The organism is Planosporangium flavigriseum (assembly GCF_011947225.1).
GTDB classification, from domain to species: Bacteria; Actinomycetota; Actinomycetes; order Mycobacteriales; family Micromonosporaceae; genus Planosporangium; species Planosporangium flavigriseum.
The window spans coordinates 74,946-89,982 of the sequence record NZ_JAATVW010000009.1; the positions used below are offsets into that span (position 1 = coordinate 74,946).

14 protein-coding genes are annotated in these 15,037 nt (G+C 66.2%); 12 read left to right on the forward strand and 2 right to left on the reverse strand.

The annotated features are described in order from the left end of the window. Positions 1-43 precede the first annotated feature (43 nt). The 10 genes from HC028_RS14630 to HC028_RS14675 all read left to right on the forward strand — a co-directional run bounded on the left by HC028_RS14630 (position 44) and on the right by HC028_RS14675 (position 10,792). Positions 44-1,282 (forward strand): LVIVD repeat-containing protein, encoded by a 1,239-nt coding sequence (locus HC028_RS14630; protein ID WP_168077582.1) that lies wholly within the window; start codon positions 44-46, stop codon positions 1,280-1,282. Positions 1,283-1,413: 131 nt separating this feature from the next. Then, on the forward strand, positions 1,414-2,541 hold the full coding sequence (locus HC028_RS14635) for a LysR family transcriptional regulator (protein ID WP_203981281.1): 1,128 nt from the start codon (positions 1,414-1,416) through the stop codon (positions 2,539-2,541). Between the two features lie 264 nt (positions 2,542-2,805). Continuing rightward, positions 2,806-4,023 (forward strand): acyl-CoA dehydrogenase family protein, encoded by a 1,218-nt coding sequence (locus HC028_RS14640; protein WP_168077586.1) that lies wholly within the window; start codon positions 2,806-2,808, stop codon positions 4,021-4,023. A gap of 185 nt (positions 4,024-4,208) precedes the next feature. Then, a complete protein-coding gene (locus tag HC028_RS14645; protein WP_168077588.1) occupies positions 4,209-5,549 on the forward strand; it encodes an ABC transporter substrate-binding protein in 1,341 nt (446 codons plus the stop codon). 36 nt (positions 5,550-5,585) lie between these two features. Next, on the forward strand, positions 5,586-6,464 hold the full coding sequence (locus HC028_RS14650) for a branched-chain amino acid ABC transporter permease (RefSeq protein ID WP_168077590.1): 879 nt from the start codon (positions 5,586-5,588) through the stop codon (positions 6,462-6,464). A 52-nt stretch (positions 6,465-6,516) separates the two neighbouring features. Continuing rightward, positions 6,517-7,566, forward strand: a complete 1,050-nt coding sequence (locus HC028_RS14655; protein ID WP_168077592.1) for a branched-chain amino acid ABC transporter permease — start codon at positions 6,517-6,519, stop codon at positions 7,564-7,566. A gap of 28 nt (positions 7,567-7,594) precedes the next feature. Then, positions 7,595-8,311 carry an ABC transporter ATP-binding protein gene (locus HC028_RS14660; RefSeq protein WP_168077604.1) on the forward strand — a complete coding sequence of 239 codons (717 nt, stop codon included), beginning with the start codon at positions 7,595-7,597 and terminating at the stop codon, positions 8,309-8,311. A gap of 3 nt (positions 8,312-8,314) precedes the next feature. After that, entirely contained in the window at positions 8,315-9,052 is a 738-nt protein-coding gene (locus HC028_RS14665; RefSeq protein WP_168077606.1) for an ABC transporter ATP-binding protein, read from the forward strand. After that, positions 9,049-9,672, forward strand: coding sequence for a flavin reductase family protein (locus HC028_RS14670; RefSeq protein ID WP_168077608.1), 624 nt, complete (start codon positions 9,049-9,051; stop codon positions 9,670-9,672). Before HC028_RS14665 ends, HC028_RS14670 begins: the two co-directional genes overlap by 4 nt. A 22-nt stretch (positions 9,673-9,694) precedes the next feature. Next, positions 9,695-10,792, forward strand: a complete 1,098-nt coding sequence (locus HC028_RS14675; protein ID WP_168077610.1) for a DUF3500 domain-containing protein — start codon at positions 9,695-9,697, stop codon at positions 10,790-10,792. Between the two features lie 185 nt (positions 10,793-10,977). Here HC028_RS14675 and HC028_RS14680 read toward each other — a convergent pair whose 3' ends face one another. After that, positions 10,978-11,160, reverse strand: coding sequence for a hypothetical protein (locus HC028_RS14680; protein ID WP_168077612.1), 183 nt, complete (start codon positions 11,158-11,160; stop codon positions 10,978-10,980). 698 nt (positions 11,161-11,858) lie between these two features. After that, positions 11,859-13,079 (reverse strand): helix-turn-helix domain-containing protein, encoded by a 1,221-nt coding sequence (locus HC028_RS14685; RefSeq protein ID WP_203981282.1) that lies wholly within the window; start codon positions 13,077-13,079, stop codon positions 11,859-11,861. A 300-nt stretch (positions 13,080-13,379) separates the two neighbouring features. On the opposite strand from HC028_RS14685, the gene HC028_RS14690 reads away from it, so the two are divergent. Then, a complete protein-coding gene (locus HC028_RS14690) occupies positions 13,380-14,048 on the forward strand; it encodes a GOLPH3/VPS74 family protein (protein WP_168077614.1) in 669 nt (222 codons plus the stop codon). Then, positions 14,045-14,977 carry an NAD-dependent epimerase/dehydratase family protein gene (locus tag HC028_RS14695; RefSeq protein WP_168077616.1) on the forward strand — a complete coding sequence of 311 codons (933 nt, stop codon included), beginning with the start codon at positions 14,045-14,047 and terminating at the stop codon, positions 14,975-14,977. The genes HC028_RS14690 and HC028_RS14695 overlap by 4 nt, the downstream gene beginning before the upstream one ends. Positions 14,978-15,037: the final 60 nt, after the last annotated feature.

Below are 15,037 nucleotides of genomic sequence, written 5' to 3' on the forward strand. Positions count from 1 at the left end.
AAGAAGCGGCTACGCGCACACTCGCACGGAATGGAGACCGCGTATGAGCAACTCTGACGACATAAAGCCCGACAGCGCCAAGGGCTTCGCCCTCCTCGGTCACTCCGACCAGGGCGGGAGGGGTGACGGTTGCCAGGTAATGATCAACAAGGGCCATGCCTTCGTCGGGCATATGTTCAGCGGTGGATTCTCGGTGATCGACGTCCGGGACCCGCGCAAGCCGGAGACCGTGAACTTCGTCGCCGCACCGCCGAACACGTGGTCGATCCACCTCCAGACCCACGGCGACATCATGCTGGTCATCAACGAGTTCGACTTCTTCTCGCAGTACCAGAGCGAGACCGACTACTACGGCGGTTCGGTCAACGAAACGGGAGACCAGAACTTCGCCGCCGGTATCCGTGTGTTCGACATCGCGAACCCGGCTGAGCCGCGAGAAATCGGGTTCATGCCGGTGGACGGCAAGGGCGTGCACCGGATCTGGTGGGACGGCGGCCAGTACGCCTACGCATCGATCCTGCCGTGGGGGTACACCGATCACATCTTCGCGACGATCGACCTGAGTGATCCGACCAAGCCACGTGAGGTCGGCCGCTGGTGGATACCCGGAATGTGGACCGCCGGTGGCGAGGAGCCGCAGTGGACCAACCGGTGGGCGCTGCACCACGGACTGGAAGCCAACGGCATCGTGTACAGCGCCTGGCGCGACGGAGGACTGGTCCTGCTCGACGTCAAGGACCCGACCAAGCCGGAGATGCTGTCGCACCTGAACTGGAGCCCGCCGTTCGGCGGTGGCACCCACTCCTGCCTGCCGCTGCCCGACCGGGGACTGGTGGTCGTGGCCGACGAGGCGGTGGCCGACGAGTGTGCCGACGGCGTCAAGTACATCTGGGTCGTGGACGTCCGTGAGCCCACCAATCCGGTGACGATTTCGACGTTCCCGACACCCTCGGACGCGGACTACCGCGCAAAGGGCGGCCACTTCGGTCCGCACAATCTGCACGAAAACCGGATCGGTTCCTTCCAGAGTTCCGACCTCATCTTCGCCACCTACCAGAACGCCGGCGTGCGCGCGTTCGACCTCACTGACCCCTTTGCGCCCCGCGAGGTTGCGCACTTCGTTCCGCCGGCTCCGAAGAACTGGACGGACTACCGGCAGGGGCGGCCACGGGTCACCCACACCTGCGACGTCTACGTCGATGCCAACGGGCTGGCCTACACAACGGACTTCTGTGGGGGAGGCCTGTACATTCTCGAGTACCAGGGAAGCTCACAGCGCTAACCGAATTATCACCGGGTACCGGCGCCGGGTGCGCTGGTCGGTGCCCCCTGCCCCGACGCCCGCTCCCGATGCCGGCGCGTGCCAGCAGGCAGGACCGCGCCGGTACCCGTGTCGATTCGACCTCTGACCGTATGTCCGGCGATCACTGTCTTCAGCGCTCTGGCCTGGCACTCAAACCGCTGGTATACAAGCATACCCATAGAGGGCCGTTGCAAGATGACTGGACGCCTGTGGGGGGTTTGACTGTGGTCTTGTCTGAGCAGGGTGTTGCACCGCAATCCGTTTTCGAGCAAGGCGTTACGGTCGGGAAAATAGCGACTGCTCAATGTGCGCCCGGGGTGGAGCTTCGTCACCTCCGTTACTTTTTGGCCTTGTATGAGGAACTGCACTTCGGCCGGGCTGCCACCCGCCTCCAGATGGCACAACCACCGCTCTCCCAGTCGATCCGGAAGTTGGAGGAGGCGCTCGGGGTACGGCTGTTCCACCGGACGAGCCGGACGGTCGCACCGACGGAGGCTGGACGCGTGTTCGCCGAACACGTGCGTCCGTTGCTGGCGAGTTTCGAAGCCGCGGTAGCCGACACCAAGCAGGCCGGAGGTACTACCTCACAACTGCGGATCGGATGCGTGCCGGACGTTCCCATTGAGCGCCTACTCAAATTCATCGAACTCATGCGGGTGGCGAACCCGGGCGTGCAGACACAGGTCACGCAGCTCCTGGCGCGCGAACAGGTGAGCCGCCTGCAAGAGGGAACGCTCGAGTACGGCATCTTCCACCATGCGGAAGACCATGACGGCATCGAGCTCGTACCGCTGTTCTTCGGCGAGCAGCTTGCCGCTTTCCTGCCGAAAAATCATCGCTTGGCGGCGCACGACAGCCTGGGCCCGGATGACCTGGAGGAAGAGGATCTCGCCATCTTCTCCCGGGCAAATGATCCGGCGCTGCATGACCTCCTCCTCGCATCCATCGAGGAAGCCGGGTATCGGTTCCGCAGCGTCCGGGATGCTGGATGTTTCACCGCCCGCGACGTCATGCTCGCCGTGGCAAGCGGACTGGGAGTCGCTTTCCGTCCCTTCTCTTTCAAAGACGCGAGCGACGCTGGAAGCTTGGTGAGCCGTCGTCCCATCAGTCCGCCCATCGAGATGCCCGAGACGGTAATCGCGTGGGCGTCCAACGCGCCGCGCAAGCTGCGAAGTATCACCGAGTCAGTACGAGCCGTAGCCGACCTCTTACGCCAGACGGCCGACGACGCCTTCTGATCCGCTTCATTCTCGCCAGCTGGGGCACCGTTCAACCGGTCGGTGCCCCAGCTGCTCATTCATGCCCGGCGCGCGGTGTCGTATCCACACTCATCACGTATCGCCGGCTCGGCTATTGATATTGGACACCGATGCGCATCCACACGAGAGTTGCTGTGTAGAGAAACGCCTACGCAGCCAGGCCAACCATCGGGCCAGAGACATCGCCAGCCAGGACCGGCGGCGGCGTGGGCAGCCTGCATCGAAGAAGCGGAGCTGCACTACATGGATGAGAACACAAGCACAGTCACCCGACCCGTCAAGGGAATCGACGCAGCGCTCGCGATCGCCGGCGAACTCGCCGATCGGTGGCGCCTCGGGGCCGTCGAGCGTGACCGGACCCGGGCCTTCCCACACGCGGAGATCGCCGAGCTCAAGACCAGCGGGATTCACGCGCTCGGTGTTCCCGAGGCCGACGGCGGATCCGGCGCGACGTACGGGGAGCGTTGCCGGGTGCTGCGCCGGATCGCTGAAGTCGACCCCAGCATCGGCCAGATCTTTCTCGTCCACCTGTACTGGACCGAGGTGATGAACCAGGCCGCGCCCGAGCAGCTGCGGTCAGAACTCAACCAGAAGATCGCCCGGGGTGAACTGTGGCTCGGTAACGCCGCCTCAGAGCTGGGAACGAGAACGGCGGTCGAGTCCAGCCTGACGATGAGCAAGGACGGAACCGGTTGGCTGCTGAACGGCAGGAAGTTCTACTGCACGGGTAGCCTCGCGGCCGATCTGCTCGTCGTGACCGGCTCGGACCCCGCCACGCAGGAGCACCGTCTCGCGTTCGTACCCGTGGACACACCGGGGGTGAGCATCATCGACGACTGGTCCGGAATGGGCCAGCGCGGCACCTCCAGCGGCAGTGCCGAGTTCGTCAACGCCCGGGTGCCGGCCAGCCGCGTACCCGATCCCGACACCTTCATGGGCCTTTTCGAGTCCCAGTCAAGCATGATCACGGTTTTCGCGCAGAGCCTCCTGTCCTCCATTCACGTCGGCATCGCCAAGAACGCGCTGCACGACACGATCGAGTACGTGCGGTCGCGGGCCAGGCCGTGGTTCCAGAGCGACGTGAACCGGGCCAGCGACGACCCGTACGTGCTGCGGCACATCGGACGCATGCAGGCCCAGCTGGACGCGACCGAGGCGCTGCAGGACCGGGCCTACCAGATCATGGACGACGCCGGGGCGTCACCGTCGGACACCGGACGCGGCGAGGCCATCGTCGCCGTGTCAAAGGTGAAGCTGATGTCCACAGAGGTCGGTCTGGAGATCTGCGAGCGCTTGTTCCAGGTCTCGGGAGCCTCCGGCACCGTTGCCAAGTACGGTCTCGACCGGCACTGGCGGAACCTGCGCACGCTCTCGTTGCACGACCCGGTGGACTACAAGGCGAAGCTCATCGGCGACCACGCGGTCAACCACCGCTACCCGCGGGTGTCGTACTACACCTAGTCCCAGCGTTCCCGAGGCACGTATCCGCTGCACTGCATAGCCGCTGTTGCAGCCGGCGCCAGCGTCGTCGCTGGCGCCTGACTGCTCGCGTCCGCTGTCGCGCAGTCAATCACCGTACGTATGGCGTGGCCGTGACTGCGCGGATGAGATCCGACAGCGTCCGGCAATCACCGGAAGGGCAGAAGATGACGTCAGAGAGAATGAGCCAGCCGGCGAGCGACATGACGCAGCCGGCGCGGCAGGGGCTGACCCGCGCCACGTTCATGAAGGGCATTTTCGCCGGCGGCGTCGGTACCGCCCTGGCGAGCTGCGGGTTCGGTAGCAACCAGGGAGCGGCGACAGGTAAGGCAGGGCGCGAGATCGTCATCGGCGCTTCCCTTCCCATGACGGGCACGGCGTCGGCCGACGGGCTCGGCCTGAGCCGCGGTATCGAGATGGCGATCGAGGAGCTCAACGCGGCCGGAGGCATCGCGGGCCGCAAGGTCAGGTCCGAGATCCTGGACGCGAAGGACTTCGCGCCGGACACGATGGTCAACAACTTCAAGCGCCTGGTTACCGAGAAGAACGTCGACGTGATCGTCGGTGGTTACCAGCGGACGTCGGGACCGGAGATCGACGTCGTCGCCAACGCCGGGGTTCTGTACTACCACACGAACACCCACGAGACGGACGCGAAGCAGGTTCGGAGCGACCCCAATCGTTACTGGGGAATCTTCCAGCACTGCCCGACCGAGGTCTGGTACGGCAGGGATCTCCCGGGCTTCCTCACGCGTATCGAGGAGACCGGGGTGTGGAAGCCCCGGGACCACACGCTCGCCGTCATCAAGGGCAACGACCAGTACACGACGGGCATCAGCGCGGCGCTGCAGGAAGTGATCGAGAAGTCCGGTTGGAAGCTCGCCCTCGTCGAGCAGGTCACCATCCCCACGACGGAGTGGGGCCCGGTTCTCGCGAAGCTGCGTGCGGCCAACCCCGACGCGATCTGGGTCACCGACTACCTGGCGCCCGACGAGGCGAACTTCATGAAGCAGTTCGCGCAGCAGCCCATTCAGTCCCTTGTGCACCTGCAGTACGGGCCGTCGAACCCGCAGTTCCGGCAGCTCGCGGGGACGGCGGGGGATGGCGTCACGTGGGCGACCACGATCCCGCTGCTGCAGGACGACATCGGCAACGCGTTCGCGCAGAAGTTCCAGAAGAAGTACAACGAGACCGTCTCCGGTACGGCCGCCACGACGTACGACGCGGTGAACATCTACGCCAAGTCCGTCGAGTCCGCCGGTGGCCCCGACGACCGGAAGAAGATCGCGGCCGCCACGAAGTCGATGACCTTCCGTGGGGTGTGCGGGTCGCGGTACTTCGGGTTCGATCCCGACCAGACGGCGCGGCCCTACCCGGGCTACACCAAGGACTCGGCGAAGGGCATGCCGCTCGGCTACTACCAGATCCAGAACGGCAAGAGCGTACTGGTCGACCCCTCTCCGTTCTCCGTGGCCAAGTTCCAACTGCCCGCCTGGATGAAGGCGTAGCGGTGCCGGAACCCGCAGAGAGATCGGACGCGCAGGATGACGAAAGAACTGGTGGCGGCGCTGTTCAGCGGGCTGGTGCTCGGCTCGCTGTACGCGCTGATGTCGATGGGGTTGGCCCTTGTCTGGGGCGGCCTTCGGGTGCTGAACCTCACCCAGGGCACCCTGTACATGCTGGGCGCGTATGCGGCCGTCCTGGCGGGCCGGAGCGGTTTGTCGCCGGTGATCGGCGTGCTGCTGGCGTTTGTGATTATCGGAGTACTCGGGAGCCTGCTCTACGTCGGCCCGGTCCGGCGTGTGTCCGCGCGCCCGGATCACGAGAACGCGGTGCTGCTGCTCACGTTCGGGCTGGCGACCCTCGGCGAGTACGCGGCGCTTGTCGCCTTCGGCCCGCAGCCGCAGTCGGTCCAGACGCTGGTGCACGGCCAGTTCACCGTCGTCGGCGTGGCGTTCCCCTGGAACTCCATCATGATGATCATTGCCACGATCATGCTGCTGACGCTCCTGGGCGTGGTCATGAAGTGGACACGGTTCGGGCTCGCGAGCCGCGCACTCGCCCAGCAGGCCGACGGCGCACAACTGGTAGGCATCAACCGGCACCGGACGTCGATGCTCATCTTCGGCATCAGTTCGGGCCTGGCGGGGGTCGGCGGAGTGCTATTGAGCAGCTACTACTTCGTCACGCCCTACATCGGTCAGAACTACCTGCTGCTGGCTCTCATCGTCACCATCCTGGGCGGCCTGGGCAGCATGTCGGGGACGCTGTACGCCGCGTTCCTGGTCGGTCTCATTCAGGCGATCTCGTCGCTGTACCTCGGTACCCGGTGGTCGCTTCCGCTGCTCTTCGCCGTCATCATCGGCGTCCTGATCGTGCGGCCCACGGGAATCGCCGGTCGCGTGGCACAGGAGCGGTTGTAGTGCGGGCCGGACGAACGAGCACACAGGTGGAGCGGATCATGCGAGGCCCACGATGAGTATTGCCACTGCTCTACGCGTAGACGCCGCCACCACCACTCGGCGGCGCCCGGTCGGCCTGGTCCGTACCAAGCTGGACATCGCCGGAGTCCTCGTCGGGGTGGCGTTGGCGGCGGTGCTGCCGTTCGCCTTCCAGAGCGCCAGCCTGCTCGGGTTTCTCGCGGTCATGTGGATCTGGATCGTGGTGAACATCGCGTGGAACGTGACGCTCGGGTACGCCGGCATTCTCTCCTTTGGGCAGCTGGCGTTCTTCGGGGTCGGCGCATACACGAGCGCGATCCTGAGTGTGCACCTGAAGGTGCCGCCGTGGCTCGACACGGTCGCCGCACTCGTCGCGGGAGGGCTCGCGGCCCTCCTGGTCGGGGTGGCGGTGCTCCGCCTTCGCGGGGTCTACGTCGCGCTCGTGACACTGGCCTTCCACGAACTGCTGATGACGATGATCAGCGGTGACACCGGCGGCTTCACGGGTGGACCGAACGGACTGGGGCCGGTGCGCCCCTACATCGCCACGTACAACCTGCTGCTCCAGTCCGCGTTCGGGTACTGGATCGGCCTGGCGGCTGTCCTACTGGTCGCGATCGCGGGAATTCTCCTCGTTCGCTCGCCCGTCGGGCTCGCGCTCGTCGCCGCACGGGACGCCGAGAACGTCGCCCGTGCCCGGGGCGTGCGCGTCACCCGGTACCGGCTCGTGGCCTTCGTCTTCAGCGGCTCGGTGGCCGGGTTCGGCGGTGCCCTCTATGGCCACTACAACGGCGTCGTCTCTCCGGACATCTTCAACTTCGGAATCGTCATGACGCTGCTCGCCATGATCATTGTCGGAGGCTGGGGAACCGTGTGGGGGCCGATCGTCGGCACCATCGCCATCACGGTCGTCGTCTACTACGTGCAGGGCATCTGGGCCGGCTACGAGAACGCCGTCGCCGGAGTCATCATGGTCGTCGCCATCCTGTTCCTGCGCGGCGGTCTCATCGGTGCTGCGGAAGGGGTTACGGCGCGCGGCATCCGGAAGCGCCTATGGAGGGAGCCCGCTGATGCCCAACGGTGACGCACTGATCGATTGCCGTGGAGTGACCGTGAGGTTCGGTGGCGTCACGGCAATCTCAAACCTCAGCCTGTCGATCCGCGAGGGCGAGATACTGGGAATTGCCGGCCCGAACGGCGCCGGAAAGACGACGCTCTTCAACGTGATTTCCGGCCATGTCAAGCCGGTAGCTGGCGAAGTGCTGTTCGCTGGTGAGCGCATCAGTGGCCTACCGCCTCACAAGATCTTCCAGCGCGGCGTGGCCCGGACGTTCCAGCTCGCCGACGTGATCACCGAACAGAGCTTCTACGCCAACGTCCTGGTGGGGGCGCACTTCGCCAAGGACCGCGGGCTGCGGGGGATGTTCCGCTTCGGAGCCGGAAGCTACGTGGCGGCGGACACCGCTGCCGAGCGCTACGGACTCGGGAACAGGCTGGGGATCAGGGGCGGTACGGCTTCCCTCTTCGAACGGAAGATGATCATGCTTGCCTCCGCGATGGCCCACAAGCCGTCCGTCCTCCTGCTCGACGAGCCGGTGGGCGGGCTGTCCGAGGAAGAGTCCGACACGCTGCTGGAGCACGTCCAGCGGATCGCGGCGGAGGGCACGACGGTCGTCGTCATCGAGCATGTGATGCGGGTGCTGACCAGCGTCGCGCAACGACTCGTGATCCTGAACCGCGGGGAGCTGCTCTTCGACGGAGCCGCGGACGACGCCCGCGAGGACAAGAAGCTGCAGGAGTTGTACTTCGGGTCGACGGCGGAGGTGTAGCTGATGGGTACCACGGAGCGCGGTGCCAACTCTCGTACGCTGCTCGAGGTCGACGACCTCACGGCGGCCTACGATGACACGCCTGTCCTGACCGGCATCAATTTTCGCGTACACGAGGGTGAGACCGTCGCGATCCTGGGCCCCAACGGCCACGGGAAGACCACCGCACTGCGGGCGATCTCGGGGCTTCACGCGAAGAAGGGCGGGAGGGTCAGCTTCGACGGCGAGGAGATCTCCAAGGAATCCTCGCACCGAATCGTGGCTCGCGGGCTCATCCACGTCCCGCAGGGAGATCTCCTGTTCGGCGACATGACGGTCCTGGAAAACCTCCTGCTGGGCGCCTATCTGCCGAAGGCGTGGCGGGAGCGCAAGGAGCGGCTGGAGAAGGTCTGGAGCATCTTCGGCCGCATCCACGAGCGGCGGAATGAGCTGGCTCGGAATCTCAGTGGTGGCGAACGGCGCATGGTCGCCATTGCCCGCGGTCTCATGGCGGACGTTAAGTTGATCATGATTGACGAGCCGTCGCTCGGCCTGGCTCCCGTCGCCATCGACAACCTGTACAGCGCGCTCGCCAAGTTGAACGCGGTCGGCCTGACCACGCTGATCGTCGAGGAATCGCCCGAACGAGTATCCGGTATCGCTGAGTTCGTTTACCTACTGGACAGCGGCAGCATCACCTTCGCCGGCAAAGCTGACGAACTGATCCGTGACCGCGTGATGCTTAGGACTTATCTCGGATGAACACAAGCGAAATGGGCGGCCGGCAGGCGCCAATGGCATGTCTGCCGCCGTGCACGAGTATCACCAAGGACGATGTGTTGAACGGCAGCGCGTCAGCCGCCGACGTTCGTGCCTTCCACCGGCAGTGCCTGTCCGGCGTCACCATCATCACGACGATGGTGGGCGGGACTCCCCGCGGCATGGCGCTCAACGCCTTCGCCAGCGTGTCCCTCGAGCCGCCCGTCGTCCTCGCGTGTATCGCGAAGACCTCAGCCACGTATCGACCGCTCATCAGCTCGGGTCACTTCGCCCTGAACCTGCTCGCCGCAGACCAGTCAGAGGTGGTGGCGCGATTCGCGCGCAGCGGCGGGGCGGAGAAGTTCGACGGGCTGGCCTGGCGGGCGGGCCGGTTCGGCGCACCACTCATCGAGGGAAGCTGCGCCCATCTCGAGGCGGTGGTGGAGAGTCGCGTCGACGCCTACACGCACACGGTGCTGTTCGGCCGGGTGCTGGCGGCGTCGTCGTCCTCGGCGCTGTCCCCGATCGGCTACCTCGCCGGCAAGGTCTTCGACCCCCGCGACCCGGCACAGTGGGACACAATCATGACCTCGTTCCTGTCACGGCCCGCCGAGGCCAGCTAGCCCTATACATTGACTGATGATAATGGTTGATCCTGAGGCGGAGGTGGCTGCGGCGATGTCAGCCGCCGCCGTCGCGTTCCTTTCGTCCCTCACGGCAGAGCAGCGCGAGAACGGGCAGCGGCCCTTTCCCAGCGATGACGAGCGGCGCCGCTGGTTCTACACGCCAACCGACCACGGCGGCGTCGCTCTGGGGGACCTTCGCCCGGCGCAGCAGCAACTCGCCCTCCGCCTCGTCGCCACCGGTCTCTCCCGGGCAGGCTACGTCGCGGTGTCCACCATCATGGGCCTCGAGAACATCCTCGACGAAATCGAGGGCTGGAGCGTCCACTGGGGACGGGAACGCGGCCGGGACCCCGGGAAATACTGGCTCCGGCTGTTCGGGGATCCGGCCGACGGCCACGCCTGGTCGTGGCGCTTTGGCGGCCACCATGTCTCCCTCAACTACACGGTGGTTGCTGGGCAGGTGGTCAGCGTGACGCCGTGTTTCTTCGGGGCCGACCCGGCGAGTTCGCCACTGCCGGGGGCGGGTTCGTTGCGCCCCCTCGCGGCTGAGGAGGACCTCGCTCGCGACCTTGTACGAACCCTGGACGAGCGGCAGATGGCCGACACGCTGCTCACGACCGTGGCGCCCGTCGACATCGCCGGAGCGAACCGCCCAGCGGTCGGTCCCGGCGATGAACCGCTGCCGTTGAAGGACGTGTGGCGAATCCGTTTCGAAGGCCCGCTCGCGCAGATCGTGGAGTCGATGCAGGATCAGGCGGAGCGGAGAGCCGGCCTGACCGCGGAAGCCCGTGATGCCGTCACGCTGTCCGCGGCTCCCAAAGGGATTCCGGCGGCGCAGCTCGGCGACAGTCAACGCCACCTGCTTCGGAACGTGCTGGACGTCTACCTCCACCGGATTCCCGACGGCCTCGCTGAGAAGTACGCATCCAGGTTCCGCGGCGAGCGCCTCGACGACGTGGCCTTCGCCTGGGCCGGTGGCGTCGAACCATCGGATCCGCACTACTACCGGATCCAAGGACCGCGACTGCTGATCGAGTACGTCAACACTCAGCGCGGCGCGAACCACGTCCACTCGGTGTGGCGGGATCCGGAGGGCGACTTCGGTGGGCGTCCTTGATCATGAGGCGGAGTGGCATGAACTCCTCACCCGTGAAGACGCCCACCCCGACGAAGGCCCGGTGGTCCTGTCCGATCGCGAGAGCGGTGAAGCGCTCGTCGGTCGGGATGATCCGTTGAACTCGCGTGGTGAGATCGTCGGCGAACTCGGCGGCCAGCTCGTGGAGCTGCGCTGGGACCGCTCCGCTATTCATTGCCGAGGAGGTAGTCGATGGTCTTCAGGGTCTCCCAGATGTTGCGTTCGTCGGCCGTGAGCAGGTAGGACTCTGCGCGCTCGCGCAGTTCTTCGTACGTCGTATGTGCGCGGTTGAGGAGCTCTTCCCGCTGGCGCCACAGTTCTTCTCGGCTCTTGACGATGACGCTGGGCATTTCAATCGCCTTTCGTTTAGCGGTAACGATCGGTGATTGCGCGTGTGCCGTACGTTCCTTTTACGGTACTGGCAGGGTCTGACAGGAGCATCGGCAGCCAGTCATATTGACTGATGAACGTCGATCAGCCAATCGGCCGAGAGTTCAGATCTGGACGGTTCCGGCGACAAGCATCACACCAGTGGGCCGCCTCCGCGACCCGTAGCGGATTGCCTTTCTGTGCCAGCAAGCTCTTGTGTCGGCAAGGCGTCACTGCGCTTCCCGGCATCTAGCGCAAGGTCAACCCCTGGCGCGGCGCCCTCCTCGTGGCGCGCTCGGTGACTATTCGCCGCTGAGGCGAACCCTGCCCGCGACATTCCACCGGTACACCCGTTCGTCGCGGCTCAATGCAATGAGTTGGACCTGCCGAACTTCGGTGCTCTGCGGCGACCGTCATCGCCTGCTTTGCCAGTGCGCAACCGCGCTCAAGCTCCGGCTTGTCGCTCATGATCGCAGCCGTTGCCAGGTCGAGCCGGGTCAGCGCCTGCGGGCCGCGTAGGCCGGCGTGGTCGTTGGTGCCCACGTAGCCCAGCCAGAACTGGATTACACGGCATCGCCCGTCGGCGCGGCAACAGTCGGGCGCTACGTAAACAATTCGCTGACAACACGTGCGGGATGGCCGGCCCCGGCCCGCGGAAGCTGTCAAGGCCGGTGCGAGATCAGATATCACGGCCTTCCAAGCCAACCCAGTGCGTGAACTCCCGCAGCGAGCCGGTTGATCGACGCTCAACGCGGGCCAGTGCGAGGAGAGTCTCGCGGACCATCGGATGGTTGCGGGTCTGTTGCGGCGCGAGCCGTCGGGCGGTGTTGAGGCAGGCGAGTGCCTTCTCGCCACGGTCACCGTTGTAGAGCCAGCCGCGCGCCAGGTCTATGTAGTGGTGGCTGGTCCGTTCGGGAGGAGTGCCTGGACCGATCCGAACATCGTGCGCGCGGGTCACCGCCGCGGGACCATCGTTGAGTTCGACGGCCAGGCCAACGCCCCAGATGGCGGCGTTGGTGGGGCCGAACGCCAGCCGGTAGTCGTCGCGATCAACACCGATCTGAGTAGCTATTCGGGCGGCTTCGGCGTGGTGACTCCAGGCATTGGCCGCGTTGCCCGCCCGAGCGTAGACAAGAGCGGACTTGAGGTGTAGAGCGCCGTAGACGGCCAGGGTTGCCTCGCCGTCACCCAGTTCCGGCCCCAGGTCGGCGCGGGCTCCCCGGAGCACCAGCTCTGCGACGCCCCAATCGCCGGTGGCAATCAGTTCTCCGGCCCGGTACCAGTCGCCGACTCGTTGCGCCAGACGATTACCGGACCTCTCGGCCGACCACTCGTAGCGGTCGGTCGTCATCGCCGAGAGGTCTGGGTATCCCAGCTTGTACACGAGTTGGCCTGTTGCGGCGTACGCCTCGGCGAGCAGGCCGTATAGCCGACCACGTTCCGTGCTGGTGTTGCTTAGATGGGTTGCCGCTCGCAGTTCGACGAGCAAACTTGGTAGCGCCGCCGCCATCCGATCGAACCGAGCTGCATGGCGATCTTTGCTGACCTGCGCGACTGCGGCAGCGAGTTCTGTCGTCGTGCGTGGTTGCACCTGCTCAACATCGGCGGGCGGCAGTCGGTACGCGGCCATCTCACGGCGGATGTCAGGGATCGCGGCGTGCAGCCTTGCTGCGGTTCGACTCTCGTCGCTGTAGGGCTGACCGGTCAGCGCGGCCGTGCTGACGCCGAGCGCGCGTGCCACTGCGGCAACCAGGGCAGGAGAGGCTGGTACTCGGCCCGTTTCGACTTTCGTCAGCAGGCTGTAAGAGACGTGGGCGCGATCGGCCAACTGTCGGCCCGTGAGACCGCGCATCTTTCGCCGGGCAGCGATACGTGTGCCGATCCGCTCGTCATCCTGCACGGATCCATTGTTGCTCGTTGTCGCGGCGTCATGGGTGCCTGACGAAGGCTCTTCTGCCGCGTACGTCGCTACGCCGCATGGTTGCAACAAGTTTGCAATTTCGCCCTCCGGCCGATCGATAGCGTCTGGCTCGCCAGCCGGTACCAAGCCGTAATCCGTCGGATTTGGGAGGTGGAAATGAAGACGCCGGTAGGGGTCGGAGCTTCATTGGGGATGCCCGCACAAACCTCTGTACGCGAAGAGCCAAGACCGCTGACGTCTCGGGCGGTAGCGCCGGGCCAGACAAGGAGAAGCGCAGCGATGACAGCCGGTCTGTCGGATGGCGGCCGCTGGTCGGACCGGCTCCACCTCGCCGATGACTTCTGGGTCATCGTCCACAATGCTGACTCTGGCCGTCCCCGGCTCAACGAAACCAGACGTAGCCTCGGTCTCGCCGGCGCGCTCCTCGGCGAACTGGTGCTCTCCGGGCACCTCGTCATCCATGACCGGAACGTCTACATCACCGACGTGACGCCGCCGGTCGACGCCACCTCACACCTGATCCTGGAGCAGATCGTCGCCGAGTCGCAGGCTCACCACGTACAGGTGTGGGTGAAGTTCCTCGCCGACAGCGCGGCAGCGACGATGACCGACCGGCTCATGCGCGCCGGCCTGGTCGAGCGCGAACAGCAGCGGCGGCGGCTGCGGCAGACCACTGTCGTGTACCGGCCGGTGGACCCCAATCGGGCGTACTGGCGACCGGTGCTGCTCAGGCAGGCGCTCGCCGGCAGGTACGGCCCGACGGGGTGGCCCGACATGTTCCTGGCCGGCCTGGTCGAGGCGACCGGCCTGCTGCCGGCGGTGCTGCAGGAGGACCACGCGGCCGGGCGGTCGTACCTCGCGCACTGGCTGCCCCGGGCCGATCCGCCGTCGCTCAACGAGCTTGTGGTCGCGGTCCGGGCCCTGGTTGGCCACCGGGAGGAGGCGTGACCCGCCGGGCACTGGTCACCGGTGCGGCCGGGTTCATCGGCTCGCACCTGGTCGACGCGCTGCTCATCCGCGGCTTCCAGGTCGTCGCTCTCGACCGCCGCAACGACACCGACAACCTCGCCGACGCCCGACGGTACCGCCAGTTCACGTTCGCCCATGCCGACCTGACCCGTGACGACCCGGGGGAGTGGGTCGCCGGCTGCGACACGGTGTTCCACTTCGCCGCCCCGCCTGAGGATGCGCTCACCGACCACCTGACCGCCACCAGTCGGCTGCTGGACGCGTGCGAAGCCGCTGGGGTGCGCCGGTTCGTGTACGCCTCCTGCGCCAGCGTGTACGGCACGCCCGGGCCCAACCGCGAGACCGACCCGCTGGCCCCGACCACCGCCCACGGCCAGGCGATACAGATCTCCGAGCAACTGTGCCTGTGTCGCGGCATCCCGACCGGCGCCACCATGTCCGTGGCCGCGCTGCGGTACGGCGAGGTTTACGGACCCCGTCAACACCCCACGGCGCTGATCCCGCGGATCATGCGCGCTGCCCGTACGAAAACCCCGATCGATCTGTACGGCGATGCCGGGCACCGCCAGCCCCTGTACGTCTCCGACGCCGTCCGGGCCGCGCTCGCCGCCGCCACCGTCGAGGTACGTGAGGCGGCCGTCAACGTCGCCGGCAGCCACACCGTCGACCTCGACGAACTGGTCGCCATCGTGCGTACCGTCACCGGCCTCCCGGTGCCCGTGTCCGGCGACCACCAGCGGTCCGACCACGCCGGGACCACCGTCGACCTGTTCAACGCCTGCTTCCTGCTGGGCTTCCGGCCCCGCATCAGCCTGCCCGACGGCCTGCGCCGCTACGGGATGGTCACCGCCGACCCGGCGAAGCGCAACGCGTCTCGCCGCCGCCGCAACGCGCCCAGATGGGGTTGACGCGGTCTTCCCGACTGCCCCGATCGGTGGAACGATCTGAACCGTGACAGCGCGCGCTGA